Here is a 26,101-nt window from a genome sequence, read left to right as displayed (position 1 = left end):
CTAACACGTGTATTAGGTGTTTGAAGGAGGCCTAGCGGGCAGAACAATTAGGGTCGGGGATGGCATAGACCGGTGCATGACGGATAGACGCGACCCGATTCAGGCGCGCGCCGACGGGTCACAAGACCTCTACGATGTCGCAACGTGGGAGGTGCGCTCTCGAACCGACCGCTTTGCGGTCTCCATCTATCGCGGGCTCAAATTCTCCCTTCGGGCGTTCGTTATCATCGCGGCGTTGCTCATCTTCGTCGCCCAGTTTGCCCTCGGCGGCTTCGGCGCAGTCACTGAACCTGCCGTCGGCGCACTCGTGCTCCTCTCTGCGCTCCCTGCCCTCGGGCTTGCGTGGTACGTGCGACGCGAAGATGCGACGAGCGAGGAGCCACTCGAGCTCATGGTTGCGACGTTCGTCCTCAGCGTGTTGTTCGCGGGCTTTGCGGGCATTTTGAACACGTACGTTGGCAACGGCGTCCAAGCCATCGGCTCCGGGTTCGGCACGCTCCCGCTGCTTGGCCTCGTGTTCATGTTCTATCTCGTCGTCGGCCCCGTCGAAGAGACGGTGAAGTGGCTTGCCATCCGGCTGTATGCCTACCGCTCTGACCGCTTTGACGCGGTCATCGACGGCGCGGTGTACGGCGCGATAGCTGGACTCGGGTTCGCCACCATCGAAAACGCCCTGTATATCACCCAAAACCTGAACGCTGCCTTCCTCGCAAGCGGGAACATCGTGGGTGCAGGCTCCGACATCACGGCGGTTCGCGCCCTCGCCGGGCCGGGCCACGTCATCTACTCTGCCTTTGCGGGCTACTACCTCGGCCTCGCAAAGTTCAACCCGGAAAACCGCGGCCCAATCGTCGTGAAAGGCCTGCTCATCGCCGCGCTCATCCACGCGACCTACAACACGCTCGTCACCATCGTCCCCGACCTCATCAGCGTGCTCATCCCGGGTCTCTCCCCGTTCGTCGTGTTTCTCGGCTTCGTCATCGTCTACGACGGCATCTTTGGCTACATCCTCCTCCGAAAGTTGCGCCGGTACAGCCACACCTACCGTGACCTGCACAACTCACCCGACGTGAGCGAGATGAACGTCGAGAAAACCGAATACGACGCCTAAAGCAGCTGTTCTACGTATTTTGCGATGACGTCAACTTCGAGATGGACGCTTCCGCCGACCTGCTTTTCTGAGAGGTTTGTGAGGTCGTACGTCGTTGGAATGATGGCCACCGTAAAGGAGTCATCCTCGCGGGAGGCGACCGTGAGCGAGATGCCATCGACGGTAATTGAGCCCTTCTCGACGACGTATTTTGCCGACTGCTCGGGCAGTGAAATCTCGAACTCCCAGTCGTCGCCAAGCTGGTCGATGCGTTGAATCTCGGCGGTTCCATCGACGTGCCCCTGCACGATGTGCCCGTCAAAGCGACCATCTGCAGGCATGGCGCGTTCGACGTTGACCACGTCGCCTTCCGCAACTTCGTCGAAGGCGGTGCGCGAGAGCGTCTCTCTGAGCAAGAACACAGAAAACCAGCCGTCGCCGAACTCCTCGACGGTGAGGCAGGCTCCATTGACGCTTATCGACTGGCCGTGGTGAAGGTCTTCGAAGGGGACGCCGAGTTTGAGACGGCGGCCGCCGTCGGTGTCGGTGACGGCGAGCACGTCGCCCGTCGTCTCGACGATTCCGGTGAACATAGTCGGGCATAGGGAGGGAACGCGAAAGAATCCCTCGCCTTCAGCCGAGGCGTTTTTGCACGCGCGAGCGAAACGCTGTCCCAATGGGAAAGGGCATCCTCGGAACCATCCAGTTGGCCATCGCGCTCGCCTTCGCCATCCCCGTGGGCTTGCTCGGCCTCGACATGCTCACGCGGGGAGAAACCCTCATCGGCGCGGGGTTCATCGGGCTTGCCATTCTGATGATTGCAATTGAAGAGTACATCACGACGCCCGGCGACCTGCCGGGAATGGCCGCAGAGAAGGTCGCCGGCGCGGTCGTAAAAGAGAAAGACGACGAGTAGTCAGTCAGCAGACAGCGGCTCTGAAGCTTCTTCGAGCAGTTCTGCGAGCGGCGTTTCGACCGGGCGGTTGTGGAGCAACACGTCGATCGGGAGCGTTGGCGCACCGTCGACGAGATTTTCCATCATGACGAGGCGTTCGCGCGCACGGCTCATCCCGACGTAGAACACACGGCGTTCGTTGTCGGTCATAATCGGAATGGGACTCGTGCGTTTGGTGAACTCGAGGCCCTCGGGGATGCGGTCCTCTTGTTCAAGGAGCGCGGCCATCTGTTCGACGACCTTCTCGGTGAGGTCGGTGGCGACGAACACGTGGTCTGCCTCACGACCCTTCGCCGAGTGGATGGTCCCCACGCGAACGTTTTCGCGGTCTAAGTGCTGGTAATCGCCCGCGAAGTAGGCTTTGAGTGACCGTTTCTGGAAGGAGGTGACTTTCCGAAGCATGTCTGCGGCAGACACGGGCGCAGGAACGAACGGCGCGAACTCGCGGATGAAATCCGGCTCGAATTCGAGGTTCGTGAGGTCGTCCTCGTCGTGTTCTTCTTTCGCCTCCTCGATGGCCTCGAACAGCGCTTCGCGGTCGTTCGTGCCAAACGCGGAGTCGGCGAGCATGTTGGCGAGCCGGCGCGCTTGCAGGCCGTCGATGTTCTCACCCTCCTCGATAGCTTCGACCGCAGTGACGTACTGATAGAGGCGGTCGGTCCACATACGCTGGTCGGTGAGCACGCGGAACGGAATCCCCTCGTCGATGAACTCGTCCATGAACTGGAACATCTGGTAGCGTGCCCGGAACAGCACCATGATGGTGCCCTCCTCGTCTACGATTGTGCGCCTGAGTTCGCGCACGAGGTCTAACATCGACGGCGAACTCATTGCTTCGACGATGCCGCCTTCTTTCCGGGGTCTGAGCTTCTTCTCTTGGCGCTCTTCGATGTGGCGAATTTCGTGTTGGACGACGTTCAGAATCTTCGAGGGCAACCGGTAGGAGTTCGGGAGAATGACGTCCTCACCCTGTTCTTCTAACAGCAATTTCGGGTCTGCGCCCTGCCACGCGTAGACGACCTGGTCGTCGTCACCCGCGATGAGGACGTGTTTCATGTGCTGTTTCCACTCCTCGTACACTGCGTACTGGAGCGTCGTGATGTCCTGAAACTCGTCGATGACCAGATAATCGACGCTCGGGAGCAGCGAGCGCTGGTGGACGCGTTCAAGCATGTCGGCGAAGCCGACCTTGTTGTGCTTGCCCTTGTACGATTGCCACGCGCGGATGGCTTCGGGGATGTCGATGCGCTTGTCGTCAGACGGCCACGTTGGCGTGTACTTGTTCCCCTCCATCGCGTTCGGGTCGATTTCCGGCGGGAGGCGAACTTTCTCTACGTTCCACTGGAAAGGCACGTCGTACCAGTCTGCGACCTCACGGCGGGTGCGCTGGAGCCACTGGCTCGTGGCGATAATCTTGTTGCCAATCGTGGTCGAGCGGGCGGTCCGGCGGCGCGAACTCGAATACTCGTCTTCGAACTCAAGGCCGTACTCCTCACAGAACTCCTTTTTGTCCTTTTCGCCCACCACGTCTTTGCGCGAGAGGTCGAGCAGTTCGTACGCCTTCGCGTGCATGGTCGAGACGTTCCCCTGTAACGAGCGAGGCGTGACCTCGAGGCGCTCTGCGAGGCGTTCTCGAATCTCTGCTGCTGCAGCTCGGGTATACGAAACAACGAGAATATCGTTGATTTCGACACCCTCGGTTTCGAGGATGTCCTCAACTTCGTCGAGAAGGGCCGTTGTCTTCCCGCTCCCCGGCCCACCAAAGAGACGGGTGACCGTGGGTTCGACTTCAGTCATTGTCCATGTGGTAGTGACGGTAATGGATAAACCTCCGGGTTATCCCCAAAAATCCCGAGAAGAAGCGCTTAAACTACTGATTTCGGGGCGAACGCGCGTCGCGGACGGACGCGCCTTCTCTGATTTTGTCGGTACACCGCGGACACACGCGAGGGTCGCTGATTCCAGTCGGTGCAAACACACGGACGTAAGCGTCGGTAACGAAAGAGCCGCAGTTCTGACATTCGGGCATATTTCTCAATTAACATTATAGAAATAATACAATAAATCAGTGTCCCTGATAGTCACTATCGCCGGGTAATCAACGCAAAAAATGAATCAGCGACGGATTCTACGCGGTTTGCGGGGACCAGCCGCATACCGAACACTCGGTTGCTCCTGTATCGTGGAGGCCCATACACTCTGGGCACTGGAGTTTGTTATAGTTTTGCTGCCATCCGACAACAGCAGTTTCGTGGCCACGGTGCGAGAGGAACTCGTCGAATAAGTTGTCGTTCGGTGCTGAGGCCATACATGGTATGCTATACCACGACAGTACTTAGTGTTTCTGGCTTGCGCAGTCAGGAGGTTGTCAGCGCGATAACCAGACAGTTGTAACTATTGTGGCCGAAAAACGAGAAAACGTATAGTTTGTGGCTCAGTCGAGGTCGTACAGGTCGCCGTACTTCTCGGTGGCGTAGTCGATGAAGTAGTCGGCCGTGTACTCCTCGCCAGTTGCCTCTTTCACGAGGTCTGGCGTGGTGTAGCGCTTGCCGTGGGCGTGGACGTTCGTGGTGAGCCACGAATGAAGGTCGTCGAACGAGCCCTCGCGGACCTTCCCGTACACGTCCGGAATGGCGTCTTCGACGCTCGCAAACAGTTGAGCGGAGAGTACGGAGCCGAGCGAGTAGGTCGGGAAGTAGCCAAAGCTGCCGTGGCTCCAGTGGATGTCTTGGAGACAACCTTCTGCGTCCGTCTCCGGGCGGATGCCGAGGTACTTCTCCATCTTGTCGTTCCAGACTTGTGGCACCTCTGAGACCTCGATGTCGCCGTGGATGAGCGCCTGTTCGATTTCGTATCGGAGCACGATGTGCATGTGGTAGGTGAGTTCGTCCGCTTCGACGCGGATGTAGTTGTCATCGTAAACCCGGTTGACCGCGCGGTAGGCGTCGTCTGCGCTCGCGTCGCCAACCTGCGGGAAGCGGTCTTTGAACGACGGCAGGAAACGCTCCCAGAACGCCCGCGAGCGGCCGATGTGGTTCTCCCAGAGGCGCGACTGGGACTCGTGGACGGTGAGGTCGCGCGACTCGCCGAGCGGCGAACCGTACTTGTCCTGTGGCAGGCCAAGCGTGTAGGTCGCGTGGCCGAACTCGTGGATGGTCGCGGTGAGCGCGTCGATTGGGTCGGTTTCCTTGAAGCGCGTCGTGATGCGCGAGTCGAACTGCGTCCCCGTCGAGAAGGGATGCGAAGAAGAGTCGAGACGGCCGCGATTCCAGTCGTAGCCGAGCAACGAAAGTGCGTCCCGAGAGAGGTCGTTTTGCGTGCTCGTGTCGAACGTCCCGGCGAATGGACTGGGAGCCGCAACGTCACTCGCAGCGATGTCTTCGATGAGCGGGACGAGGTTGTCACGGAGTCGCGAGAGCACGCGGTCTGCGGTGTCGAGTTCGAGGTACGGTTCGTAGTCGGCAAAGAGGACGGCATACGGGTCTTCGTCCGGGTCGATGTGGGCGGCGTACTCGCGCTTTAGCTCGACCATCTTTTGGAGCGTCGGCGTGAAGGCGTCGAAGTCGTCGTCGGCTTTTGCCTGCTCCCAGACGGGCAGCGCCTCTGAGGTCGCAATCGAGATCTGTTCGACCAACTCAGTCGGGACGCGCGTTGCTCGGTCGTACTGGCGACGAATCTCGCGGACGGCTGCGGCCTGTTCGCCCGAGACGTTGCCCTCGACCGAACCGAGGAGGTCGCCGATTTCGTCTGCGGTGAGCAGTTCGTGGCTCGTCGCAGAGAGCGCGGAGAGTTGGCGCGAACGCGCGCCGGTTCCGCCCGGCGGCATCATGACCTGCTGGTCCCACGAGAGCAGTTGGCCTGCGTCCTGGAGGCCAGAAATTCGGCGATACTTCGAGAGAAGGGCGTCGTACGCATCGGGTGTGTCCGGTGCCATAGATGCACAAGGATGCGGCCACCTATCAATCCTCTCACACGGGGTGACTCAGACCGATTCTGCGACCGTCCGGTAGAGGGTCTGAATCGTTTCAAGTGTGGCAATCGAGACGCTCTCGTCTTTGGTGTGGGCCTCGCCCTGTTCTGCCGCCCCGCAGATGACGCACGTGGTTCCCGCTTTGGCCAACCAACCCGCGTCGGTTGCGTGGGGTTTCGTGACCTGTTCGGGCGCTGCGTCCTGTGCCTCGCTCGCCGCTTCGAGTACCACGTCAGCAAACACGGCGTCGTCGCAGGCCATTGGCGGTAAGTCTTGGTCAACGTTCCACGAAACACCCGCTATGTCTTCGACCTGTTCGAGCGGTGCGTAGCCGCCGGGAACCGTGCGCTCGTCTACGGTCACCGAACAGGATGCAGGAATCACATTCCAGCCGCTCCCGCCTTCGATTTCCGTGACCGCGACACTGCCGGTCATCTCGTGGCCGAGCACGGTTGCGGTCGGGAAGTCAAGGTCGCGCACGACGTTCACGGCGTCACAGGCGCGGTAGATGGCGTTCTCACCGGCTTCGACCTCGCTCGCGTGGGCCGCGGTTCCCGCCGCAACAATCGTACTCCCACGACGGCCCTTGTGGGCAACGGCAACGTCAGTGATGCCGGGCGCTGAGTAGCCCGTCGAACCCTCGCCGACGATGGCGAAATCGGGCGCGAACCCGTCGTCGATGGCGGCGCGTGCGCCGGTTCCGCCGACCTCCTCGCCGACGAACGAGGCGAAGACGAGTTCGCAGGATGGGTCTGCGTCGCGGAAAGCGCACATGGCGGCGGCGACGGCTCCCTTCATGTCTGCAGTGCCGCGGCCGTAGATGCGTCCGTCGCGTGTTTCGACCACGTAGTCGTCGCCGTCGAGTTGGGAGGCGTCGGGGGCGACCACGTCGTGGTGGCCAACGAGCGCAAGCGAGCGGTCGCCCGAGCCTTTTCGGGCGATGACGTTGCCCGCGTCGTCTCGCGTGACGGCGGCGGCGGTTTCTGCGCGGAGCCAGTTTTCGATGAAATCTCCGGCTGCGGTTTCGTCGTCGTGGCTCGGAATCGAAACGAGGTCGCGGGTGAGTGAGGCGACGGTCATGGTCGGAGAGTTGGGGGCGAGTGCCTTACCTCTCAGGGGTTCGCGTGCCGCCCTGTTGAACAGTCTTATCAGGGTTCGCGGGCGTAGATTCAGTATGAATGTCGTACCGGATACGAGCGTGGTCATCGACCACCGCGTGTCCGAACGAGTCGAAAGCGGCGAGTTCGCTGGCGCGACCATCTACGTCCCGGAAGCAGTCGTTGCAGAGCTGGAGTCGCGGGCCAACGACGGCCACGAGAGTGGCTGGGCAGGCCTCAGCGAACTCCAGACGCTCGCGGAGCTTGCGGATGCCGGTGAGGTCACCATCAAGTACGTCGGTCGCCGCCCGAGTTCGGGCGAGCGGAGCCGTGCCAAACAGGGCGAAATCGACGCGCTGATTCGCGACCTCGCGGTTGAACACGACGCCACGTTCGTCACGAGCGACGTCGTCCAGAGCAAGGTTGCGAAGGCAAAAGGCCTCTCTGTCATCTACTTAGAGCCGACCATCCGGCAGGTCGGCACCCTCGAAATCGAGGAGTACTTCGACGACCAGACGATGTCCGTCCACCTCAAGGTGGGTGTGCGTCCGATGGCAAAACGCGGCTCCGTCGGCGAGATGGCCTTCGAGAAAATCCGCGACGACGTGCTCACGGCGGGCGAACTCCGTGACATGGCGGCGGAGATCGAACACGGCGCAGAGGACGACGAGGAAGGCTTCGTTGAACTCTCAGAGCCGGGCATGACCATCGTCCAGTTCCGTGACTACCGGATTGCGATTGCCTCCCCACCGTTTTCGGACGCACTCGAAATCACGGCCGTCCGGCCAATCGTCAAGACGACGATGGACGACTACGAGGGCGCAGACACCATCAAAGAGCGCCTGCTCGAACGCCAGCGCGGCGTGCTCATCGCCGGGTCACCCGGGGCGGGGAAATCCACCTTTGGCCAAGCTGTCGCCGAGTTCTTGAACGACACCGGCTTCGCCGTCAAAACGATGGAGAAACCGCGCGACCTGCAAGTCGGCCCCGAAATCACGCAGTACACCGAACTCGCCGGGTCGATGGAGAAAACCGCAGACTCCTTGCTGATGGTGCGTCCCGACTACACCATCTACGACGAGGTGCGGAAAACGAGCGACTTCTCCGTGTTCGCGGACATGCGCCTCGCGGGGGTTGGCATGATTGGTGTGGTTCACGCGACCCGCGCCATCGACGCCCTCCAGCGCCTGATTGGCCGGGTCGAACTCGGCCTGATTCCGCAGGTCGCAGACACGGTTGTCTACATCGAGGCTGGACAGGTGGCGAAAGTGTACGACGTGACGACGGAAGTCAAAGTGCCGGAAGGCCTCATGGAAGAAGACCTCGCCCGGCCTGTCATCATGATTCGGGACTTCGAGACGAACCAGCCGGAGTACGAAATCTACACGTTCAACCGGCAGGTCGTCACGGTCCCAGTCAGCAAGACCGGCAGCCGCGACACGGGCGTGAACAAACTCGCAAAGAAGGAAATCGAACGCGAGATTCGCTCCATCGCCCGCGGCCACGTTGACGTGGAAATCAAGAGCCAGTCGAGCGCCATCGTGTACGTCGAAGACGACGACATCTCCTACGTCATCGGCAAGGGCGGCGGTCGCATCCAAGACGTCGAAGACCGTCTCGGCATGAGCATCGACGTACGGACGCTCGATGAACGCCCAGAGGAGCCCAAAGCGTCGAGCCAAGGAACCCAAGCGAGCGCTCCAAAAGAGACCGGCGACGTCGTGACGCCTGAAATCTCCTCGCGCCACGTCGTCATCCCCATCGGGAACGACCGCGCCGGAGAGACCATCGAAGTGCAGGCAGACGGCGAGTACCTGTTCACCGCGACCGTCTCACGCGGCGGCGACATTCAGGTATCCCGCGGCAGCGCCATCGCAGAAGAGCTAGAGCGCGCCATCGACCACGGCCAGCAGATTTCGATCATCTCGTCGTAACTTGTTGGCTTCCGGATAGTTTTTGCGCCGAGGTGAAGCAACTTCGAAAGCGTGGCTTAGTACTCCGGGAGAGCGGTCGCTCCGTTGGCTGACAGACGGCCGAAGAACCGCGTCGAGTCAGCAGGAAAAGTGGTAATGGTTAACACGATTTGGAGCCAATATACTTCCGTGGTTCGAGACGGCCACCTGCTGAGGCGGGTCGAATCGAGCACACAGAGAGGTGGGCCAATGGCAACAATAGCTGGACTCGAGAAGAACAAACAGATTGCGCGGCGCTTCCCGGAGGAAATCGCCACCGAAGGAAACGTCGCACTCATCGACGAGTGCTGTGCAGCGGACATCATCGACCACAGCCCGTTCGGAGAGGTGAAAGGGCGCGACGCCGTGAAGAAACAAATCGAAGACCTGCGCACTGCATGGGCTGGTTTCTCGGCAACGGTCGAGGAGGTCGTCGCCGAGGGTGACATGGTTGCGATGCGCGTGACACTCCGTGGAACCCACGAAGGGACGTTCATGGGGCTCGAAGCGACTGGCAAGCCGTTCGAGGTTCAGAACATGGTGTTCACGCGCATCGAAGACGGGAAAATCGCAGAACGGTGGGTGCAGCCGGATACACTCGGCATGATGCAACAACTCGGTGTGGTCGACCTGCCACCCGAATGACCGGGTTGTAACCGCTCAATCACCGCCGTTCCAGTGTTCGTTTTTACCAACGCAAAACAGCGCGATCGCTCAGGAACGATGAAGCAAAGAAAGTGAGTATGGAGTTAGTCGTCGCAAACCGCCGGGTCTGCACCGCCGTCGGCCGCGATGAGTTCTGACGGGATTTCGTAGAGGTTCTGTCGTGCGTCTGCGAAATACACATCTTCACTCACTGCGCCGATTTCTTCGAGTCGTTCGAGGGCGTATCGGACGGTCCGCGCAGAGAGCATCGACTCTTGGACAATTCCTTTCTGCGTCAGCGGCCCGTTGTATTCGAGCACTTTAAACACGAGTTTCGCGCTCGGTGGAAGGTCAGAGAGCTCCTCCCCAGTAGTTTCAGCCATTACTATAAATGACTGTAGCGCTGGGAGCATAAAGATTGAGGGCGCGCGAACGAACGCCTTTTTACGCTCCATAGCCGAACACTGCTGTATGGCAACCGAAACGCTCGACCGCCGTAAAGCCCATATGCGTGGGGTTACGGTCACGTCGGTCTCGGCACTCGCGGGGGTTGCTGGTGCAATCATCTCCGCGATGGTGGCGGCCGGACCACAGGACACGACGGCGGTGTTCGCCCTCGTTGGTGCAATCTTGGTGCAACTGCCGCTGTTGCGCCTGCTCGGCATCGACGTACAGGAGTTCTCGACGAAGGACTACCTGTACGTGGGCTTCATGACCTTCTCGCTGTGGTTCGTTTCTTGGACGCTCCTGTTGCAGGGCCACGTCTTCTAAACATGGCGGACGACAGCATCGCGGTCGTTGACTTAGACCGATGTCAACCCGACCGCTGTAACTACGAGTGTGCAAACTACTGCCCGCCCAACCGGACGGGCAAAGAGTGCATCACCCAACGCGGCGAGGACACCCTCCAGGGCAAACCAGACCAGATTCGTATCTCCGAAGAGATCTGTCTCGGTGAGACCTGCGGTATCTGCGTCTCGAAGTGTCCGTTCGACGCAATCGAGATTATCAACCTCCCACAGGAATTAAACCAAGAGCCGACCCACCGCTACGGCGAGAACGCCTTCTCGCTCTACGGCCTGCCGGTTCCAGAAGAAGGCCGCGTCACGGGTATTCTTGGACCGAACGGGATTGGTAAATCGACCGCCGTCAAAATTCTTTCCGGCGAACTCGAACCGAACCTCGGCGAGTACGGCAACGCCCCCGGCTGGGACGCCGTCATCGACGAGTATCGCGGCACCGAGTTACAGGACTTCTTAGAAGACTTGCGCGAAGGCGACCTCACCGTTGCTCGCAAACCGCAGTACGTCGACCAGATTCCAAAGACGTTCGACGGGAACACGCGCGAACTCTTAGAACGCACCGACGAGCGCGGCGTCTTAGACGAACTCGTCGACCGCCTCTCGATTCGCCCGGTGATGGACCAGAACATCGACTCCATCTCCGGCGGGGAACTCCAGCGCGTGGCGCTTGCGGCGACGCTCGCCCGCGACGCCGACTTTTACTTCTTAGACGAGATTACGCCGTATCTCGACATCGGCCAGCGCATGACTGCGGCGCAACTCATCCGCGAACTCGCAGAAGAGGAGAACCGCTCGATGCTTGTAGTCGAACACGACCTTGCGATTCTCGACATGCTCGCAGACACCCTTCACATCGCCTACGGTGAACCCGGGGCGTTCGGTGTCATCACGAGCAACAAGTCCGTGCGAAACGGCATCAACGAGTACCTGCAGGGGTATCTCAACAACGAGAACATGCGGATTCGCCCGAACGCCATCAAGTTCGAGGAACACGCGCCTCGCGAGACGGCAAAAGGCGACCTGCTCGTCTCGTATCCCGACCTGAAGAAGTCCTACGGCGACGGAGAGTTCAGTTTAGACGTGGATGGCGGGAACATCTACAAGAGCGAAGTGCTCGGCATCGTCGGGCCAAACGGGATTGGGAAGTCCACGCTCGCACAGCTGCTCACTGGCGACCTCCAGCCAGACGAGGGCGAACTCGACTGGCGGATGAACATCTCGTATAAGCCACAGTACATCGAAATCGACCAGCCGATGCGCGTAGATGTGTTCCTTTCGTCGATTACCGACGACTTTGGCTCGTCGTACTGGCAGACGGAGATTGCGGGACCGCTCCAACTCGACCGCATCATGGAGCAGAATCTCACCGATCTCTCGGGCGGGGAGCGCCAGCGCGTCGCCATCGCGGCGTGTCTGTCGAAAGACGCAGACCTCTACCTGCTCGACGAGCCGTCTGCTCACCTCGACGTTGAACAGCGGGTTCGCGCGACGACCGCGATTCGCCGCTACGCCGAGAACCACGACGCGACGGTCATGGTCATCGACCACGACATCTACATGATTGACCTGCTCGCAGACCGCCTAATGGTGTTCGACGGCGAACCCGCGGTCAGCGGTCACGCCGCGCCACCGCTCGAAATGCGCGAGGGCATGAACGAGTTCCTCTCGAATCTCGAAATCACGTTCCGGCGCGACGAGCGCATGGGACGCCCGCGCATCAACAAACTCGACAGCCAACTCGACCGCGAACAGAAGAAAGCGGGCGAGTACTACTACGCGCCCTGAGCCTGCGGACTCGTTTTTCGCCAGTGGTCGATAATCAACATTCCTACCCTGACAAGCGTGTAGAGCGCGACGTTCGCGGTTGCGGCTTGGAGGACCAACGGGAGGATAAATTGTTGTGTCTCGCGTGCAAGTCTGAAGAGTGGTTCAAAATTGAGCGTCAGAGCGAGCGGTTCGAGGAGCCACGTGACGATGTTCAATACGAGATAAACCACGAGCCAGAAGCCGAGAATGCCGCCGATGACGGCCCCCTCGCGGATGGCCCACCGAGCGCGCGAACGGGGACTGAGTTCAGTCATTGCGACTGATGGAACTCTGGAATTGGTGATAGTGGTTTCGAAAATGTAATCCGAGCTACAGCACTTGCCGCTGGCAGGTGCCACAGAGGTTCTGTTCTTTCACGTCAACCTCGCGTACCGTGGGCGAGAAGTTCATCACACAGCGGCTGTTGTCGCAGTGTTCGAGGCCGAGGGTGTGGCCGATTTCGTGGACGACTTCCTTGCGGACGCGGTCTGCGAACACGTCTTCTGAAGAGCGATTCGAGAAGCCACCGTCAGAGGAGGTTTGGAGTCGATACGTCGAGATGACGCTGCCGTTGCCAGAGAGATAGGCGAGCCCAAAGACGTAGTTGCGCCGTCGGTAGTAGAGGTCCTGTGCCGTGATGGCGATGTTTTTATTCCCCGACCCCACGCGGCCTGCGAGTTCGATAAAGTCCTCGGCCCGGTACTGGTTTCGGCTTTGGTCGAAGGCGCTCTCGGGTATCTCGAGAGCGTCATGAAGCGTGACGTCACAGCCGTAAACCGCCCGGAGTCCGGCTGAGGCTTCACGCTTGACCAGCGCCGGCACCTCGCCGACCGGCACGATGTCAACGTGCATGGCAACACATTTGTCTGCGTCAATGATAAACACACCGACGTGGACAATTCGACCGAGGCACTCGTCTCCCGATTATCCCGCTATGACCGATTGGTCGAGGTTGGGATTGGCCGTCGCACCGACGTGGCGGCGGGCCTCGTCGCCGCCGGGAAGGACGTGACGGCGGTGGATATTTACGACATCGTCGTGCCAGACGGCGTGACGTTCGTCAAAGACGATGTGACCAAACCCGGGCTTGGGGTGTACGACCTCGCAGACTGCATTTACGCACTCAACTGCCCGCCCGACCTGCAAGGAGCAATTGCCGAAATTGCCCAGCGCGTCGGCGCTGATTTTTACTTTACCACGCTCGGCACCGACCCCACAGTCATTCCCGTAAAACCCGAGATGCTCCCCGGGGACACTCTCTTTCGCGCGCTCGAACGCGGACGAACCCGTTATGACTGACCGGGCAAAGTGTGTGATATGCGCGTAGACACGGTCGTTCTCGACATCGACGGCGTCCTCGTTGACGTGGCCGACTCCTACCGACGAGCCATCGTCGAGAGCGTCGAGGCGGTGTACGGGAAGACCATCAACAAATCCGATATTCAGCTGTTCAAAGACGCAGGTGGGTTCAACAACGACTGGCAACTCACCTACGCGGTGGCACTCTACCTCCTCGCCGAACGGGAAGGACTCGACCTGACCATCGAAGAGTTCACCGACGCCATTGCCCGCGAGGGCGGCGGCCTCGGCGCGGCAAAACAGGTCGTAAAGACCATCCTTGACGAACCCGACGCGGCGTTCGACGAGTGGGAACCAGAGCGCCTGCGCGACGTGTTCCAGCATCTCTACCTCGGGAGCGACCTCTATCAGGAACTCGAAGGCGCAGAGCCGACGATGGAGACGCGCGGGTTCATCAACGACGAACCGGTGCTTCTTGACCCGGAAACCATCGACGCCCTAACCGAGCGATTCGACGTGGCCGTGTTGACTGGACGCCCCGAAGGCGAGGCGAAAATCGCCCTCGAACGCGTGGGCCTCGACGTTCGAGACGACCTCCGCTGGACGATGGACGACTGGGAGGAAGGTAAGCCACACCCCCGCGCGCTCATCCGGCTGGCCGACCGGACGCGCGCCGCCCACGTCGCGTTCGTCGGCGACACCCTCGATGACGTGAAGACGGCGCTGAATGCGGACAGGGGAGACGGCGCGCGCGTCTACTACGGCATTGGCGTGCTCACGGGCGGGCTGACCGGCGAGGCAGGCCGCGAGAAGTTCGCCGACGTTGGCGCGGCGGCGGTGCTCGAATCGGTCAACGAGCTGCCGAACCTGCTCCGCAAAAATTGATGGTTTAGTAACACGAAGTGCGGGTGTGAATCGCTTCGTCAAATTCTTTCTCACGGCGTGGGCGCTGTCGTTTTTCACCCTCAGCCCGATAGCAATGTTCCTCCCACCTGACCCGCTCACACAACTCCCGTTTTTCGTGTTTTCGCTGGTTTTCACGTTCGTGGCAGCGTACTGGCTCGTCTACCGCGACGGCTTCGCCACGATTCGCGCGCAGGTTTCCTGAAACACCCTCCGCTCTCCAAACGTTTAATCGCCCAACACCCGAGGGTCAGCTATGCGAATTGCACTCCTTGGCGGAACCGGCGATATCGGTGAAGGCCTCGCCCTGCGGTGGGCGTACGACACGAACCACGAGGTTGTCATCGGGTCGCGCGACCCAGAACGCGCTCGTGGGAAGGCAGAAGAGTACATGACCGAACTCGACAGCCGTGGCCGTGACGTGAAAGTCACCGGCTTCACCAACGAGATGGCCGCCGACCGCGCGGACGTGGTCGTGCTCGCCGTCCCAGCGTATCACCTCGTGGACACCATCGAAGCCGTCGCAGATGGCTTAGATGAAAACACCGTCCTCGTGAGTCCCGCCGTCGGAATGAAACGCGACGACGACGGCTTTCACTACAACGCCCCAAGCGCGGGCAGCGTGACCCAGTTGGCCGCCGGAGCGGCTCCCGAAGGCACGCCAGTCGTCGGCGCGTTCCACAACCTACCCGCCGCACGACTCGCCAACTTGGATGCCGAACTGGACATCGACACCCTACTCGTCTCCGACGACGCGGACGCAAAAGAGACGGTTCGGATGCTCTCTGCGGGTATCGAAGGCCTTCGGCCAGTCGATGCAGGCGGGCTCGCAAACGCTTCGGAAGTCGAGGGAATTACGCCGTTGCTCATCAACGTCGCCATGAACAACGACGGGATGCACGACCTCGGCGTTACGTTCCACTAAGCGGGTTGTGAAGACGGAGAGAAGTTGGTGTTTATGCGCTTGCCTTTTCGAGGGCTTGCTCGATGTCTTCGCGCTGGGTGACACCGACGAAGCGTTCGACGACGCCGCCGTCGTTTTCGATGATGAGCGTTGGAAGCGAGCGGACTTGGTACTCGTTTGCGATGTCCTGTTCTTCGTCTACGTTCACCTTCTCGAAGGCAACGTCGCCCCAGTCCTCCTCAAGTTCGTCGAGGATTGGGTCCTGGGTCTTGCACGGGCCACACCAGTCTGCGTAGAAATCCTTGAGCGTGACGGTCATAGGTAGGTCTACCCGTTTTTTCTCAGGGTCGCGCATAAGGGTTTCCACTATTTCCAAACCCCGCACACAACCGCCTGTCGAAACGTTTAGGGCAGTCGCTTGTTTTATGAAAGGTATGAGCAAAGGCCAGAACTCCGGCGGTCTCATGTCAAGCGCCGGTCTCGTGCGCTATTTCGACGCAGAAGACCGCAACGCCATCCGCATCGACCCGAAAACGGTCGTTGCCTTTGGCATCTTCTTCGGCATCATGATTCAGGTGCTGAACGCACTGTAAGCGCGCCCACGAAACCGGGTCTTTTTCGCCGCGTCTTTCCTACCGTCAGCTATGAGTCTGAAAGCCGGCGTCATCGCCGTGCAGGGCGACGTCAGCGAACACGCAGCGGCCATCGAGAAGGCCGCAACGTCGCTCGGCGAGCGCGTCACCGCCGTCGAAATCCGCAAAGCGGGAATCGTCCCCGACTGCGACATGCTGCTCCTTCCGGGCGGGGAGTCAACCGCCATTTCTCGGCTGCTCGAAAAGGAGGGCATCGACGAAGAAATTAAAGCCCACGACGAAGCCGGGAAGCCGATTCTCGCCACCTGCGCCGGGCTTATCGTCGCCGCAGAAGACGCCCACGACGAGCGCGTGAAAACGCTCGACATCATCGACGTGACCGTCGAGCGAAACGCCTTCGGTCGCCAGAAAGACAGCTTCGAGGCGCCGCTCTCCGTGACCGGCCTCGACGAGCCGTTCCCGGCCGTGTTCATCCGCGCGCCGCTCATCAGTGAGGTCGGCGACGGCGTCGAGATACTCGCCGAGTGGGATGGCCGCCCGGTCGCCATCCGTGACGGCAACGTGATTGCCACCTCGTTCCATCCCGAACTCACCGCGGACGCGCGCATCCACGGACTCGCCTTTTTCGACCGGCAGTGACACCCTTTTTACTCGCCCCCGCTTGGGTGTGGGTATGAACGCCAGTATCGAGGCCGTCCGCGTCGCCAACACGCCAGACGGCCCCGTTCCCGTGGTCTTACTCGCCGTGGAGGACGAAACCGATATCCTCCCCATTTTCATCGGCTTCGAGGAAGCCGCGAGCATCGCCCGTGGGATGGATGCCATCGACATCGGCCGCCCGCTCACTCACGACCTCATGCTCGACCTCGTCCAAGAACTCGGCGGCCACATCGACCACGTCGAAATCAGCACGCTCGAAGACGAGACGTACATCGCAGACCTCTATCTCAACACGCCGCGCGATACGACCGTCATTGACGCCCGCCCGAGCGACACCCTCGCCCTCGTCTCGCGCACCAACGCGCCCATCCACATCTCGGAAGCCGTGTTCGAAGACGGCCGCCGCCCGCTCACAGACTTCGACGAACTCAGAGACATTCGGGAGGTTGGCCAACTGTGAGCGACGACATTATCGATGAACTGTTCGACCTCATCGAATCGCGCAAAGAAACCCTCCCCGAGGGGTCGTACACCACGTCGCTGTTCACCCACGAGAAGGGCGAAAACGCCGTCCTCGAAAAGCTGGGCGAAGAGGTCACCGAACTCATTCTTGCGGCGAAAGACGACGACCACGACGAACTGGCCCACGAAGCCGCGGACATCGTCTACCACATGCTGGTGCTCCTCTCGATGAAGGACATGGACCTCGAAGACCTTCGCGCGGAACTTGCCAACCGCCGCTGACCGGGCGAGCCTTTTTCAGTAAAGCCGCGGCCACCGACCGTATGTCCTGACTACAGACCGCGACGAGAACTGCGGGTGTCCAGCCGCTCTCGCCGCGCAACCCACTGGCTGGCTGTTCGCCATGACACGGAGACACGCTCGCAAACGCCAACGAACGGGCTTTTATGTTCGGCTCGCATAGCGAGGCACATGATTTTCGAGGACCTCCCGACCACGCCGCGGTCGGACGAACTCATCGATAAGGCCTTCTCGCGGGCAGCGCGAGCGGGTCGTGCCAAGAAGGGCCTCGACGCCCAGCAGTCGATGCTGATGACGGCCGCCAACATTCTCTCTGACAATCTCCAGAACGTCGGCACGTCGTGGCCCGACTTCGATGACGTCGACCCCTTCTACTACGAGCTCGCAGACGCGCTCGTAGACGTAGACGAACTCAGAAAAAGCCTCTCCGAAGTGATGTGGGCTGGCCGCAAGTGCGGCGACATCAGAAAGGAGTACCAGCGCCGTGTGAGCGGCGACGTTGACACCGCCCGAAAGGTCAGAAAGCAGGCGTTCGCCCGCCTCGCAGACGTGACCGAAGAGGTTGACGACGACCTGAAACGGCTCAACGAGGCGCGTGACATCCTCCGCAAACTGCCGGACATCCGCCCGGAGGAGCCGACCATCGTTGTCGCCGGTTATCCGAACGTCGGCAAATCGTCGTTCGTAAACGCCGTAACAAACGCCCGCAACGCGACGGCCACCTACCCGTTCACGACGACGCAAGTCCACGTCGGGCACATCGAGCGCGACCGCATCCGCTACCAGATTGTGGACACGCCGGGCCTGCTCGACCGCCCCGCAGACGAGCGCAACGACATCGAAGCCCAAGCTGTGAGCGCACTCGAACACCTCGCCGACGTGGTGCTCGTCTTCGTTGACGCGAGCGCCTCGTGTGGCTACCCACTTGCCGACCAACTCGCCCTCCGCGACGCACTCGAAGCCCAGTTCGACAACCAGCCAGTGCTCACCGTCGCCAACAAAATCGACCGCTCAGACGACGTGGAAGCCGACTGCTACATGAGTGTCACCGAAAACGAAGGCGTCGAAGAAACGCTCGACGCGGCCGTTGAGGCCATCGGCTACGAACACGAGTTCACCATCCGCTAGGCCGTCGCGTTGTAGACGACGCGCACCTGTGCCGTGACCGTCACCGGTCCCGGTTCGATGGTCGTCTCAGCGCTGAGGGCTGCGGCTTGGAACACTGGACCGACGGAAACCTCACCTGTTTCTACCGACTGCACACCGGTTATCGAGAGCGACGCGGCCGATGCAAGTGTGTCCGCTTGACCGCGCGCATTTTCCATGGCGTCTTCGAGCGCGATGGCTCTCAGTTCGCGCGAGCGTTCGGTCGAGAGTGTAAACTGGACGCCCTGAACGTTTGTCGCCCCATTTTCAATGGCTGTGTCGATGACCGAGCCGACCGATTCGATGTCGGTGAGTGTTAGCCGGAACAGGTGGGTCGCACGGAATTCACGCGAGTCGGTTTCGTCGTTCACCCGTTCTTCGCCGATGAAAAACGAGACGGTTTGAATCTGGTCGTCAGCCACGTCCGCGTCACGGAGCGCGGTTCGCATCGTGGAAACGTTCGCAGCGACATGTGTTCGGGCGTCGTCAGCAGAAGCAGCGACTGCGCTGACGCCGAGCGTCACGACTGCTTGGTCTGGTTCGCCGGTGGCTTCGCCCGTGGCCGAAACCTGAATCGTCCGCTGTCCGGTGGCAGAATCGGCGCCCGGCGAATCAATCGTTCCCAAACACCCCGCGAGCACCACGAACGCAGCGAGTGTGAGGGTGCGCGTTATGAATCGGTACCCCATACACGTCCTACGACGGACGGGGAAAAATAGCGCGCGCTCAGGCGGCTTGGAGTTCCACGAACCGCACCTGCACGGTCACATCGTAGCCGAGAGTCTCTGCAATTGCGGTGTTCAATTCTGTCGCGAGCGGTGGCTTGTCAGTGTCCGGTGGCACTCCGACTGAGACGATAACGTTTGATGGACGCTGGGTGATGATGTTATCCGTAAACTCAACCTGTACGTTGAGAAGCGTCACCTGCTGGTAGCCGGGTGCTGAAAGCGTCTGCTCGATTTGGTTCTGGATGTCTTCTTCTGCGGTTGCGCTCGTGAACGACGCGTAGGTCACACCACCAAGGAACACAGAGAGGATGAGAATCGCACCAAGGAGGACACCAACGCGCTTGAGCGTCGTCGTGCGGGCTGCATCGAATTTGAACCAGCGATCTGGGCGATAGCCAGTGTACCAGAGCGCCGCAATCGCGGCGAGGTTTATCGAGAGTGCGTTAACGAGCGCGAGGATGCCAGAGCCAAGCACGACCATCGGAAGCCCCCACGCGATGCCGATGCCGACGGTGGCCGCTGGTGGGATAAGTGCCACGGCGATCATGACGCCAACCAGTGAGGCAGAGACACCAGACGAGAGACTGAACGCACCAGCAACACCGGCACCGAGGGCGACAGCCAGCGAGAGGAAATCGGGAGCGAGGCGTTCTTTCACCTGCCCGATTGCGGTTGGGTCGATACCTGGTGGAATCAGGTGAATCGTCTTGATGAGAAACGCAAACAGCGCGGCCGACGAGATGGCGAACGCAAACCCGATAAACTGTAGCTTCACGCCGCGGAGGAACAGGTTACTGTCGTCAACGACCGTCCCCACACTTGAGGCCATCGCCGGGCCAATCAACGGCGCGATGACCATCGACCCGACCACGACTGCTGGTGAGTCGAGCAAGAGGCCAGCGGTGGCGATGACCGCGCTCACCACCGTCATCGTGACGTAGATTGTCATCGACGGCGCGAGGTCGGCCGCCGTCGCCACCAACTCTTCGCGGGCGATTCGTTCGTTGCCTGCCTCGCTCTCGTCGTACTTTGCTTTGAGCGCCTCGAATCGCCGCGAGATGACGGTCTCTGCGTCGATGACGACAGTGTAGGCTTTTTCTTCGACGCCGACCTCGCGGAGGCGGCCGAGGACGTGTTCGACCGCGTTCGTCGGAAGGGGAAACGACACAACACCGGTGAACTCCCGGCCGCTCGTCTCGTCGGTGAGCACGTAGTCGATGCCTTCGTCGTCCAACGTATCGAGAATCGCCTCACGTTTGCCAGCCGGGATGGTGACCTGTACGAGTCGCACACCGAATCGACGCAGGCGGGCGAAAAATAACCCGCGGTGGTTTTCAGGCCTGAGCGAAAAGAGCAGGTATGTTCGAAAATCGTCCCAACCGCGACACCGAAATCGTCCTCGTTGGGCGGTCAAACGTCGGAAAATCGACGCTCATGCGCCTGCTCACCGGTCACAAGAAGTTCAACACGGGCAAGAAGCCGGGCGTCACCCGCCAACCGAACCACTTCGACTGGGCTCCAGAGAGCTTCATGATATCCGACCTCCCCGGCTTCGGCTTCATGTCCGGCGTCGACGAAGACCACCGCGAGGAGATCAAGACCAACATCGTCCAGTACATAGAGGAGTACGCGGACAACATCATGCTCGGCGTCCTCGTTGTGGACGGGAAAAGCGTCATCGACATCATCGACCGCCACACGACAGAGGACTCGATTCCCCACGACGTGGAGATGTTCTACTTCCTCAGAGAACTCGGAATTCCCGTCGTCGTCGCCGTCAACAAGATGGACAAGGTAGACGACAAAGACGAGCGCCTGAACGACCTGTGTGACCGTCTCGGCCTCGCCCCACCCTGGCAACAGTGGCAGGACGTTATCTGCCCGATTATCGCCAAACGCGGTAGCATCGACACGCTGAACGAGGCGCTTCGAGAGCACGCCCACGCGAACAAGCGCGACGACTTGCTCAAATTCTTCTAGAGCAACTTTTTACGCTTCGGGTGCGCGGAGCGCACCACTCAGCGCAAAAACTTGCATGAAAAAGGCCGAGAGCGACCCCGTCGCTCTCGGATGCAAACAGCGGTCAACCGCTACCGAAACAACTCACTCCACCAACGTCGAATACGGCGGCGGCAACAGCACGTCGGTGTCTGGATACCGTTCCTTCCACTCGCCCCACGTCGTCACCTCGGAGGGCCGGATGGTGAGGCGCTCGCCTTCTAATGGGCCGCAGATGGCGCGACCAAGGATTTGACTCCAGTACGAGCGCGTCGCCTCGTCGTACATCACGAGATTGGCGTTGTTCCGCACCTGCGCTGAAACGGCCGAACTGTTCTCGTAGGCGACGAACGTCCGGTTCTCAAGTTCGCTCGCAACCGTGTACACGCCCGGCGCTTGCCAGAGCAAGCCGGAAACGAGAAAACGAGTTGGTTTGCCTGCGACGGTTCTATCGGCGACGAGGCCGCTCCCGCAAATCGGACAATAGGTGACCATGACTGGCCCCCCGAACTCGTCGTTCACGAGCTCGTGCCACCAGAGAATCGTGAGCGGATAGGCTCGCGCGCGGTCACCGTCGCGGAGGCCGATTATGGTCTGGTGGTCGGTGAGGGTCTGTTGGTTCCGCCGGAGGTACTTCGACTCGATTTCGAGGCCGTCCCAGTTCGCGCCAAACTGTGGTTCGATGATGGCGCGGATGGTTTTCGTCTTGATTTCTTCCTCGCAAATCGTACTCGGGAACCCCTGTTCTGCGAGTGAAAGTGTCGGGAGGGGGTCGCTGGTCGTCGGCTCTGTTGGCGACCCATCGGTGAGACAGCCCGCCGCAGCGCTGAGTCCGGCGGCTGTTGCGGCGAGAAACCGACGACGGTGCATGAAGGAGCTAGGCACGAATCGGACGTAACTGCCGCGCGTGTGGGTACGCGTCGCTCACAACCATCGAGAGTGGGCGGCTCAGAATGTGAGCGTCGTCACAAGGGGCTCAGAGGGGGTAACTGTCGTCACCGCCGCCCGTTTGGACGTATCCGACCAAGGGATTTGACGCTTACCAATCGGCGAGTCCGCGCAGTTCCACCGCAATGGTCGCCACGTCGCCCGTGTCGAACAACCCTGCCTCGGTCGCAATCCCCGTCACGAGGTCGGGTGGCGTGCGGTCGAACGTGGGATTCGACACGTCGATATCGGCCTCGCCGTCGTACAGTTCCGCTGCGTCCCGCGGTTCCGGGTCGTAGCCGTCTCGCGGACTCACCTTGTCGAGCGAACAGACGGCGTAGAAGGGGATTCCGAGGGCGTAGGCGGCGCTCGCGGCGACGCGCGTCCCGACCTTGTTCACGACGCTCCCGTCTGCGAGAATCGTGTCCGCACCGACGACGACGTACTCCACATCGAACTCCGCGAGTGCTTGGGCGATGCCTGCATCTGCGACGAGCGTCGTTTTCGTCGCCGATGCAAGCGTCTCTGCGACGCGGACGCCTTCGCCGCCGGGAGTTGAGACTGCGACGATGACGCGAGCGGGCGGTGCGTGGTTGAGGGCGGCGAGCACCGTCCCCGAGCGCGAGAGCGTGAATACGGTCTGCCCGGACAGACAGTCGAGTTCGGTGGCCGCGGCGTTGTCCGCGTGCTCTGCGCGCGTCCGGACGCTACGGGCTTCGTTGGCAACCGCTTCCGGCGTGTGGTCGGCCGCGTGCATCACGCGGTTGATGCGGTTTTCGATGACCACCATGCTCGGCCGGGCGGCGACGAGGTCGCGGGCGAGGGTAGCTACATCCTCCCAGTCGTCTGCGGCTTTTGCGCCCGCATGGAGCACGTCGAGTGCCCACAGCGAGAGCTGTGCCGAGCCGTGATCGCGGTCGTCGCGGATGCGTTCGACCGACAGGTCGCGGGCCATACTTCACCTTCGCCCGGCGAACATTTAGAAGGGCGGGCGGTGAATCTCCGGGCATGCCACGCGTGGCACTTATTTCAGACACGCACATTCCCTCCCGAAAAGAGACTATCCCAGAGTGGGTGGTCGAAGAAATCGAAGCCGCGGACTACACGATTCACGCCGGCGATTTCGACTCTGTTGACGCCTTCGAGCGCGTCGGCGAGATTGCAGGAGAAACGCTCACGGCGTGTCTCGGAAACACCGACCCCGGCGACCTTGAACTTCCAGCAGTCGCAACCCTCGACGTCGCTGACATCCGTTTCGTCGTCACGCACGGGCAGGGCGACCCCGAGACGTACAAACAGCGAGTCGCGGCTATCGCCACCGAACACGGAGCGGGCACGACCATCGGCGTCTCCGGGCACACCCATCGTGTTCACGACGAAGTGGTAGACGGCGTCCGCCTGTTGAATCCGGGGAGCGCGACGGGAGCGGCCCCGGCGCTCACAGCGACCATGCTCGTGGTCTCCATCGACGGCGACGCCGTCTCCGTCTCGCGCATCGACGGGTAGCTTGCACCTATCGGGTCGCTTTTTACGGGGTGCGAGCGACCAACACCTATGGAACTGTTCTCGGTGCCCGACCTCCCCGAGGTGCGTCCGGGCGACGACATCGCCGCGCTCGTCGCAGGACGCGTCTCGCTCGAATCCGACGACGTCGTGGTGATTGCGAGCACCATCATCTCGAAAGCGGAGGGCAGGCAGGCGAATCTCGCTGACTTTCCGGCTGGCCCTCGCGCCCGCGAACTCGCGGCGACTCTCGAAGCGATAACCGGCGAGGAAAAAGACCCACGCTTCGCCCAAGCCGTGCTCGAAGAATCGACTGACATCGTAATGGATGCGCCCTTCTTGCTCACCGAAACGCGCTTCGGCCACGTTGGCGTGAACGCGGGCATCGACCGTTCGAACGTCCCCGACGCAGATCTCCTTCTCCTGCCGAAACGCCCGAGTGAGAGCGCGAAACGGATTCACGACGAACTCGGCGTGCCCGTGGTCGTGACCGACACCTGCGGGCGACCGTTTCGCCACGGCCAGCGCGCGGTGGCGATTGGGTGGGCAGGCATGCCCGCGAGCCGTGACTGGCGCGGCGAGCATGACCGAGACGGCCGCGAACTCGGTGTGACCGTCCAGTGCGTCGTCGATGAATTGGCAGGCGCGGCGAATCTCGTCTCCGGCGAAGGCGACGACGGCACGCCCGTGACCGTCGTCCGTGGTTGGGAGTTTGGCGACCACGGCGGCAGCGAGAACCTGTATCGGTCTGTCGAGACGGACTTCGTCCGCCAAGCCCTCCGGGGGTGGTCGTATGAAGGGCATTGAGCTAACCCCTGAACACCCCGTCTCGGAACTCGCAGCGTACGGCAAACTCGCGGAGGAAGTCGGGTTCGACACCGGATTCGTCTCCGCACACTACAACAACCGCGACCCGTTCATCGCGCTCGACCGAATCGGGCAGGCGACGAGCGAGTTGCGGGTCGGCCCCGGCGTCGTCAATCCCTACGAAACCCACCCCGTCGCGCTCGCCTCACGAATGGCGACGCTTGCCGAAGCAACCGACGGCCGTGCGGTGTTCGGGCTGGGGGCGGGCGACCGCTCGACGCTCACCAACTTAGGGTACGACCGCGACAAACCACTGCGTCGGGTGCTCGAAACGATGAAAGTCGCCCAACGGCTGTGGGTAGGCGAGCGCGTCACCCACGACGGGACGTTTGCGGCAACGGATGCAGGCCTCAACTACGAGGTGGGCGAGATTCCCGTCTATATCGGCGCACAGGGGCCGCACATGCTCAAGATGAGCGCGAAACACGCAGACGGCGTCCTGATAAACGCCTCACACCCGGCGGACGTCGAGTGGGCTGCCGGACAGATTGAAGAAGGGCTGGCGATGCGCCCAGACGACAGCGACGCGTTCGACGCCGCCGCCTACGCAAGCGTGAGCATCGCAGAAGACGGAGAGGCGGCACGCGAGGCCGCCCGCCCGCCGGTCGCGTTCATCGCGGGTGGGGCCGCGCCGCCCGTGCTCGAACGCCACGGCATCGACCCCGACGCAGCGGCGCAGATTGGGGAACAAATCGGGGCGGGAGAATTCAAATCGGCGTTCGGTGCGGTCACCGACGACATGATTGACGCCTTCTGTATCGCAGGGACGCCCGACGAGGTCGAGAAAAAAGTGGACGCCGTCCTCTCCTACGTCGATAGCATCGTGATGGGGTCGCCGCTTGGCCCGGATATCGAGACGGCTATTGCCCTTGCTGGGGCGGTCCTTGGGTGACGTCGCCGACCATCGCGTCGCCAACCGCACCAAGCGCGAGGTAGCCGAGTGCGAGCATCGAGACGCCCGTAAGAAGCGCGCCCATCGTGAGCAAGAGCGCAGAGAGTGGGTCGCTCAGGGCGACGTCAGTAAAGCGCATCGTGAGTTCGACGACGTTGTTCAGGAGTTCCACAGCGATGTTTGCCATAGTCGTGGGATTGTACTCGGGGTATTTGATTGCTACTGTCCGACACGGCAGATAGTATAAGCCCGACGCGCAGAGAGAAAGCGTATGAGCGAGGATTCGACGCTCGATGCGTTCGCCGGGAGCGAATCGGCGGACGAAGCGGAGGAACCCGACCCGAAAGCGACGACCGAGACGGTCACCCCCGCGACCGCAACCTACACGTGGTCGCCGGATGGAGCCGCGTGCGAGTCGTGTGGCGAGGTCGTGAAACGCCGGTGGCGCGACGGCGACGTGTTAGTCTGCGAATCGTGTAAATCGTGGTAGCTGCCGGTTGAACCAGCCAGTAACGTTAGATATTCTGGGGGACTATAACGGGCGAAGAGGTGTACACTCTCGTTGGACATATGACAGAAAGCATTTGTAACCAGCCGCCGG

Annotated in this window: 34 protein-coding genes; 20 read left to right on the top strand and 14 right to left on the bottom strand. The window is 61.2% G+C overall.

Features of this window, described 5'->3' with window-relative positions; translation table 11 throughout:
* The first annotated feature begins 76 nt into the window (after positions 1-76).
* Positions 77-1,111 carry a PrsW family glutamic-type intramembrane protease gene (locus tag V5N47_RS09420; protein ID WP_338727094.1) on the top strand — a complete coding sequence of 345 codons (1,035 nt, stop codon included), beginning with the start codon at positions 77-79 and terminating at the stop codon, positions 1,109-1,111.
* Here the strand turns inward: V5N47_RS09420 and V5N47_RS09415 are convergent.
* Positions 1,108-1,683: a riboflavin synthase gene (locus V5N47_RS09415; protein ID WP_338727092.1), complete on the bottom strand. Its 576-nt coding sequence runs from the start codon at positions 1,681-1,683 to the stop codon at positions 1,108-1,110. The genes V5N47_RS09420 and V5N47_RS09415 overlap by 4 nt on opposite strands.
* 83 nt (positions 1,684-1,766) lie before the next feature.
* Here V5N47_RS09415 and V5N47_RS09410 point away from each other — a divergent pair, with 83 nt between their 5' ends.
* Positions 1,767-2,006, top strand: coding sequence for a hypothetical protein (locus V5N47_RS09410; RefSeq protein WP_338727091.1), 240 nt, complete (start codon positions 1,767-1,769; stop codon positions 2,004-2,006).
* Here the strand turns inward: V5N47_RS09410 and V5N47_RS09405 are convergent, their stop codons facing one another.
* From V5N47_RS09405 to V5N47_RS09390, 4 genes are all read right to left on the bottom strand, one after another.
* Positions 2,007-3,842, bottom strand: coding sequence for an ATP-dependent helicase (locus V5N47_RS09405; RefSeq protein ID WP_338727090.1), 1,836 nt, complete (start codon positions 3,840-3,842; stop codon positions 2,007-2,009).
* A gap of 331 nt (positions 3,843-4,173) precedes the next feature.
* Complete coding sequence (locus V5N47_RS09400) at positions 4,174-4,353, bottom strand: HVO_0416 family zinc finger protein (protein ID WP_338727089.1); 180 nt, start codon at positions 4,351-4,353, stop codon at positions 4,174-4,176.
* Between the two features lie 126 nt (positions 4,354-4,479).
* Entirely contained in the window at positions 4,480-5,979 is a 1,500-nt protein-coding gene (locus V5N47_RS09395; protein ID WP_338727088.1) for a carboxypeptidase M32, read from the bottom strand.
* 48 nt (positions 5,980-6,027) lie between these two features.
* The gene (locus V5N47_RS09390) at positions 6,028-7,095 is read right to left on the bottom strand and encodes a M20/M25/M40 family metallo-hydrolase (RefSeq protein WP_338727087.1); all 1,068 of its coding nucleotides are present in this window, start codon (positions 7,093-7,095) and stop codon (positions 6,028-6,030) included.
* A 94-nt stretch (positions 7,096-7,189) separates the two neighbouring features.
* On the opposite strand from V5N47_RS09390, the gene V5N47_RS09385 reads away from it, so the two are divergent.
* Together V5N47_RS09385 and V5N47_RS09380 are read left to right on the top strand one after the other, a co-directional pair.
* Complete coding sequence (locus tag V5N47_RS09385) at positions 7,190-9,046, top strand: PINc/VapC family ATPase (RefSeq protein WP_338727086.1); 1,857 nt, start codon at positions 7,190-7,192, stop codon at positions 9,044-9,046.
* Between the two features lie 228 nt (positions 9,047-9,274).
* Positions 9,275-9,709, top strand: coding sequence for an ester cyclase (locus V5N47_RS09380; RefSeq protein WP_338727085.1), 435 nt, complete (start codon positions 9,275-9,277; stop codon positions 9,707-9,709).
* Positions 9,710-9,813: 104 nt separating this feature from the next.
* Here V5N47_RS09380 and V5N47_RS09375 read toward each other — a convergent pair whose 3' ends face one another.
* Complete coding sequence (locus tag V5N47_RS09375; RefSeq protein WP_338727084.1) at positions 9,814-10,092, bottom strand: helix-turn-helix domain-containing protein; 279 nt, start codon at positions 10,090-10,092, stop codon at positions 9,814-9,816.
* An 88-nt stretch (positions 10,093-10,180) separates the two neighbouring features.
* On the opposite strand from V5N47_RS09375, the gene V5N47_RS09370 reads away from it, so the two are divergent.
* Positions 10,181-10,480 carry a hypothetical protein gene (locus V5N47_RS09370; protein ID WP_338727083.1) on the top strand — a complete coding sequence of 100 codons (300 nt, stop codon included), beginning with the start codon at positions 10,181-10,183 and terminating at the stop codon, positions 10,478-10,480.
* A gap of 2 nt (positions 10,481-10,482) precedes the next feature.
* Entirely contained in the window at positions 10,483-12,297 is a 1,815-nt protein-coding gene (locus tag V5N47_RS09365) for a ribosome biogenesis/translation initiation ATPase RLI (RefSeq protein WP_338727082.1), read from the top strand.
* Here the strand turns inward: V5N47_RS09365 and V5N47_RS09360 are convergent.
* Both V5N47_RS09360 and V5N47_RS09355 read right to left on the bottom strand, forming a co-directional pair.
* Positions 12,285-12,593 (bottom strand): hypothetical protein, encoded by a 309-nt coding sequence (locus tag V5N47_RS09360; RefSeq protein ID WP_338727081.1) that lies wholly within the window; start codon positions 12,591-12,593, stop codon positions 12,285-12,287. The two genes, V5N47_RS09365 and V5N47_RS09360, sit on opposite strands and share 13 nt — an antisense overlap.
* Positions 12,594-12,648: 55 nt before the next feature.
* On the bottom strand, positions 12,649-13,170 hold the full coding sequence (locus V5N47_RS09355; RefSeq protein WP_338727079.1) for an archaemetzincin family Zn-dependent metalloprotease: 522 nt from the start codon (positions 13,168-13,170) through the stop codon (positions 12,649-12,651).
* A gap of 39 nt (positions 13,171-13,209) precedes the next feature.
* On the opposite strand from V5N47_RS09355, the gene V5N47_RS09350 reads away from it, so the two are divergent.
* From V5N47_RS09350 to npdG, 4 genes are read left to right on the top strand one after another with little or no spacing between them, the layout of a single operon-like run.
* Positions 13,210-13,617, top strand: a complete 408-nt coding sequence (locus V5N47_RS09350; RefSeq protein ID WP_338727078.1) for a UPF0146 family protein — start codon at positions 13,210-13,212, stop codon at positions 13,615-13,617.
* An 18-nt stretch (positions 13,618-13,635) separates the two neighbouring features.
* Entirely contained in the window at positions 13,636-14,502 is an 867-nt protein-coding gene (locus V5N47_RS09345; protein ID WP_338727076.1) for a TIGR01548 family HAD-type hydrolase, read from the top strand.
* Positions 14,503-14,527: 25 nt separating this feature from the next.
* Positions 14,528-14,725: a hypothetical protein gene (locus V5N47_RS09340; RefSeq protein WP_338727074.1), complete on the top strand. Its 198-nt coding sequence runs from the start codon at positions 14,528-14,530 to the stop codon at positions 14,723-14,725.
* Between the two features lie 51 nt (positions 14,726-14,776).
* Positions 14,777-15,445: an NADPH-dependent F420 reductase gene (gene npdG, locus V5N47_RS09335; protein WP_338727073.1), complete on the top strand. Its 669-nt coding sequence runs from the start codon at positions 14,777-14,779 to the stop codon at positions 15,443-15,445.
* 31 nt (positions 15,446-15,476) lie between these two features.
* Here npdG and trxA read toward each other — a convergent pair whose 3' ends face one another.
* On the bottom strand, positions 15,477-15,743 hold the full coding sequence (trxA, locus tag V5N47_RS09330; RefSeq protein WP_338727071.1) for a thioredoxin: 267 nt from the start codon (positions 15,741-15,743) through the stop codon (positions 15,477-15,479).
* A gap of 115 nt (positions 15,744-15,858) precedes the next feature.
* On the opposite strand from trxA, the gene V5N47_RS09325 reads away from it, so the two are divergent.
* From V5N47_RS09325 to V5N47_RS09305, 5 genes are all read left to right on the top strand, one after another.
* Positions 15,859-16,017 (top strand): preprotein translocase subunit Sec61beta, encoded by a 159-nt coding sequence (locus V5N47_RS09325; protein ID WP_332897887.1) that lies wholly within the window; start codon positions 15,859-15,861, stop codon positions 16,015-16,017.
* A gap of 51 nt (positions 16,018-16,068) precedes the next feature.
* Positions 16,069-16,656 carry a pyridoxal 5'-phosphate synthase glutaminase subunit PdxT gene (gene pdxT / locus V5N47_RS09320; RefSeq protein ID WP_338727070.1) on the top strand — a complete coding sequence of 196 codons (588 nt, stop codon included), beginning with the start codon at positions 16,069-16,071 and terminating at the stop codon, positions 16,654-16,656.
* 34 nt (positions 16,657-16,690) lie between these two features.
* Positions 16,691-17,137, top strand: a complete 447-nt coding sequence (locus tag V5N47_RS09315; RefSeq protein ID WP_338727069.1) for a bifunctional nuclease domain-containing protein — start codon at positions 16,691-16,693, stop codon at positions 17,135-17,137.
* Entirely contained in the window at positions 17,134-17,421 is a 288-nt protein-coding gene (hisE, locus tag V5N47_RS09310; RefSeq protein ID WP_338727067.1) for a phosphoribosyl-ATP diphosphatase, read from the top strand. The genes V5N47_RS09315 and hisE overlap by 4 nt, the downstream gene beginning before the upstream one ends.
* Before the next feature lie 189 nt (positions 17,422-17,610).
* Entirely contained in the window at positions 17,611-18,567 is a 957-nt protein-coding gene (locus V5N47_RS09305) for a GTPase (protein WP_338727065.1), read from the top strand.
* Here the strand turns inward: V5N47_RS09305 and V5N47_RS09300 are convergent.
* Positions 18,564-19,274: an SIMPL domain-containing protein gene (locus V5N47_RS09300; RefSeq protein WP_338727064.1), complete on the bottom strand. Its 711-nt coding sequence runs from the start codon at positions 19,272-19,274 to the stop codon at positions 18,564-18,566. The two genes, V5N47_RS09305 and V5N47_RS09300, sit on opposite strands and share 4 nt — an antisense overlap.
* Positions 19,275-19,311: 37 nt before the next feature.
* Positions 19,312-20,604 carry a TIGR00341 family protein gene (locus tag V5N47_RS09295; RefSeq protein ID WP_338727062.1) on the bottom strand — a complete coding sequence of 431 codons (1,293 nt, stop codon included), beginning with the start codon at positions 20,602-20,604 and terminating at the stop codon, positions 19,312-19,314.
* 68 nt (positions 20,605-20,672) lie between these two features.
* On the opposite strand from V5N47_RS09295, the gene engB reads away from it, so the two are divergent.
* Positions 20,673-21,293 carry a GTP-binding protein EngB gene (engB, locus tag V5N47_RS09290; RefSeq protein ID WP_338727061.1) on the top strand — a complete coding sequence of 207 codons (621 nt, stop codon included), beginning with the start codon at positions 20,673-20,675 and terminating at the stop codon, positions 21,291-21,293.
* Between the two features lie 123 nt (positions 21,294-21,416).
* Here engB and V5N47_RS09285 read toward each other — a convergent pair whose 3' ends face one another.
* The gene (locus V5N47_RS09285) at positions 21,417-22,181 is read right to left on the bottom strand and encodes a DUF3179 domain-containing (seleno)protein (RefSeq protein WP_338727059.1); all 765 of its coding nucleotides are present in this window, start codon (positions 22,179-22,181) and stop codon (positions 21,417-21,419) included.
* Positions 22,182-22,350: 169 nt separating this feature from the next.
* Positions 22,351-23,193 carry a hypothetical protein gene (locus V5N47_RS09280; protein ID WP_338727058.1) on the bottom strand — a complete coding sequence of 281 codons (843 nt, stop codon included), beginning with the start codon at positions 23,191-23,193 and terminating at the stop codon, positions 22,351-22,353.
* A 53-nt stretch (positions 23,194-23,246) separates the two neighbouring features.
* Between V5N47_RS09280 and V5N47_RS09275 the strand changes: the two genes are divergently transcribed.
* Genes V5N47_RS09275 through V5N47_RS09265 form a run of 3 tightly spaced genes read left to right on the top strand, consistent with a single transcriptional unit; the run spans position 23,247 to position 25,500 of the window.
* Positions 23,247-23,744, top strand: coding sequence for a metallophosphoesterase family protein (locus V5N47_RS09275; RefSeq protein ID WP_338727057.1), 498 nt, complete (start codon positions 23,247-23,249; stop codon positions 23,742-23,744).
* 48 nt (positions 23,745-23,792) lie between these two features.
* On the top strand, positions 23,793-24,548 hold the full coding sequence (locus V5N47_RS09270; RefSeq protein WP_338727055.1) for a coenzyme F420-0:L-glutamate ligase: 756 nt from the start codon (positions 23,793-23,795) through the stop codon (positions 24,546-24,548).
* On the top strand, positions 24,535-25,500 hold the full coding sequence (locus V5N47_RS09265) for a 5,10-methylenetetrahydromethanopterin reductase (protein WP_338727054.1): 966 nt from the start codon (positions 24,535-24,537) through the stop codon (positions 25,498-25,500). Before V5N47_RS09270 ends, V5N47_RS09265 begins: the two co-directional genes overlap by 14 nt.
* On the opposite strand, the gene V5N47_RS09260 is transcribed toward V5N47_RS09265, so the two are convergent.
* Complete coding sequence (locus V5N47_RS09260; protein WP_338727052.1) at positions 25,469-25,687, bottom strand: hypothetical protein; 219 nt, start codon at positions 25,685-25,687, stop codon at positions 25,469-25,471. The genes V5N47_RS09265 and V5N47_RS09260 overlap by 32 nt on opposite strands.
* Before the next feature lie 84 nt (positions 25,688-25,771).
* Here V5N47_RS09260 and V5N47_RS09255 point away from each other — a divergent pair, with 84 nt between their 5' ends.
* Entirely contained in the window at positions 25,772-25,990 is a 219-nt protein-coding gene (locus tag V5N47_RS09255) for a hypothetical protein (RefSeq protein ID WP_338727051.1), read from the top strand.
* Positions 25,991-26,101 lie beyond the last annotated feature (111 nt).

The sequence above is a fragment of the Haladaptatus sp. DJG-WS-42 genome (assembly GCF_037198285.1).
In the GTDB taxonomy this organism is placed as follows: Archaea; Halobacteriota; Halobacteria; order Halobacteriales; family Halococcaceae; genus QDMS2.
Note: the sequence above shows the minus strand (reverse complement) of the source record. Positions and strands in the feature narration are given on the sequence as shown.

What these genes read in the sequence shown, in the direction of transcription:
- V5N47_RS09420 (WP_338727094.1), top strand. Translation starts at nt 77, where the DNA reads ATGACGGATAGACGCGACCCGATTCAGGCGCGCGCCGACGGGTCACAA.
- V5N47_RS09415 (WP_338727092.1), bottom strand. Translation starts at nt 1,683, where the DNA reads ATGTTCACCGGAATCGTCGAGACGACGGGCGACGTGCTCGCCGTCACC.
- V5N47_RS09410 (WP_338727091.1), top strand. Translation starts at nt 1,767, where the DNA reads ATGGGAAAGGGCATCCTCGGAACCATCCAGTTGGCCATCGCGCTCGCC.
- V5N47_RS09405 (WP_338727090.1), bottom strand. Translation starts at nt 3,842, where the DNA reads ATGACTGAAGTCGAACCCACGGTCACCCGTCTCTTTGGTGGGCCGGGG.
- V5N47_RS09400 (WP_338727089.1), bottom strand. Translation starts at nt 4,353, where the DNA reads ATGGCCTCAGCACCGAACGACAACTTATTCGACGAGTTCCTCTCGCAC.
- V5N47_RS09395 (WP_338727088.1), bottom strand. Translation starts at nt 5,979, where the DNA reads ATGGCACCGGACACACCCGATGCGTACGACGCCCTTCTCTCGAAGTAT.
- V5N47_RS09390 (WP_338727087.1), bottom strand. Translation starts at nt 7,095, where the DNA reads ATGACCGTCGCCTCACTCACCCGCGACCTCGTTTCGATTCCGAGCCAC.
- V5N47_RS09385 (WP_338727086.1), top strand. Translation starts at nt 7,190, where the DNA reads ATGAATGTCGTACCGGATACGAGCGTGGTCATCGACCACCGCGTGTCC.
- V5N47_RS09380 (WP_338727085.1), top strand. Translation starts at nt 9,275, where the DNA reads ATGGCAACAATAGCTGGACTCGAGAAGAACAAACAGATTGCGCGGCGC.
- V5N47_RS09375 (WP_338727084.1), bottom strand. Translation starts at nt 10,092, where the DNA reads ATGGCTGAAACTACTGGGGAGGAGCTCTCTGACCTTCCACCGAGCGCG.
- V5N47_RS09370 (WP_338727083.1), top strand. Translation starts at nt 10,181, where the DNA reads ATGGCAACCGAAACGCTCGACCGCCGTAAAGCCCATATGCGTGGGGTT.
- V5N47_RS09365 (WP_338727082.1), top strand. Translation starts at nt 10,483, where the DNA reads ATGGCGGACGACAGCATCGCGGTCGTTGACTTAGACCGATGTCAACCC.
- V5N47_RS09360 (WP_338727081.1), bottom strand. Translation starts at nt 12,593, where the DNA reads ATGACTGAACTCAGTCCCCGTTCGCGCGCTCGGTGGGCCATCCGCGAG.
- V5N47_RS09355 (WP_338727079.1), bottom strand. Translation starts at nt 13,170, where the DNA reads ATGCACGTTGACATCGTGCCGGTCGGCGAGGTGCCGGCGCTGGTCAAG.
- V5N47_RS09345 (WP_338727076.1), top strand. Translation starts at nt 13,636, where the DNA reads ATGCGCGTAGACACGGTCGTTCTCGACATCGACGGCGTCCTCGTTGAC.
- npdG (WP_338727073.1), top strand. Translation starts at nt 14,777, where the DNA reads ATGCGAATTGCACTCCTTGGCGGAACCGGCGATATCGGTGAAGGCCTC.
- trxA (WP_338727071.1), bottom strand. Translation starts at nt 15,743, where the DNA reads ATGACCGTCACGCTCAAGGATTTCTACGCAGACTGGTGTGGCCCGTGC.
- V5N47_RS09325 (WP_332897887.1), top strand. Translation starts at nt 15,859, where the DNA reads ATGAGCAAAGGCCAGAACTCCGGCGGTCTCATGTCAAGCGCCGGTCTC.
- pdxT (WP_338727070.1), top strand. Translation starts at nt 16,069, where the DNA reads ATGAGTCTGAAAGCCGGCGTCATCGCCGTGCAGGGCGACGTCAGCGAA.
- V5N47_RS09315 (WP_338727069.1), top strand. Translation starts at nt 16,691, where the DNA reads ATGAACGCCAGTATCGAGGCCGTCCGCGTCGCCAACACGCCAGACGGC.
- V5N47_RS09305 (WP_338727065.1), top strand. Translation starts at nt 17,611, where the DNA reads ATGATTTTCGAGGACCTCCCGACCACGCCGCGGTCGGACGAACTCATC.
- V5N47_RS09300 (WP_338727064.1), bottom strand. Translation starts at nt 19,274, where the DNA reads ATGGGGTACCGATTCATAACGCGCACCCTCACACTCGCTGCGTTCGTG.
- engB (WP_338727061.1), top strand. Translation starts at nt 20,673, where the DNA reads ATGTTCGAAAATCGTCCCAACCGCGACACCGAAATCGTCCTCGTTGGG.
- V5N47_RS09285 (WP_338727059.1), bottom strand. Translation starts at nt 22,181, where the DNA reads ATGCACCGTCGTCGGTTTCTCGCCGCAACAGCCGCCGGACTCAGCGCT.
- V5N47_RS09280 (WP_338727058.1), bottom strand. Translation starts at nt 23,193, where the DNA reads ATGGCCCGCGACCTGTCGGTCGAACGCATCCGCGACGACCGCGATCAC.
- V5N47_RS09275 (WP_338727057.1), top strand. Translation starts at nt 23,247, where the DNA reads ATGCCACGCGTGGCACTTATTTCAGACACGCACATTCCCTCCCGAAAA.
- V5N47_RS09270 (WP_338727055.1), top strand. Translation starts at nt 23,793, where the DNA reads ATGGAACTGTTCTCGGTGCCCGACCTCCCCGAGGTGCGTCCGGGCGAC.
- V5N47_RS09265 (WP_338727054.1), top strand. Translation starts at nt 24,535, where the DNA reads ATGAAGGGCATTGAGCTAACCCCTGAACACCCCGTCTCGGAACTCGCA.
- V5N47_RS09260 (WP_338727052.1), bottom strand. Translation starts at nt 25,687, where the DNA reads ATGGCAAACATCGCTGTGGAACTCCTGAACAACGTCGTCGAACTCACG.
- V5N47_RS09255 (WP_338727051.1), top strand. Translation starts at nt 25,772, where the DNA reads ATGAGCGAGGATTCGACGCTCGATGCGTTCGCCGGGAGCGAATCGGCG.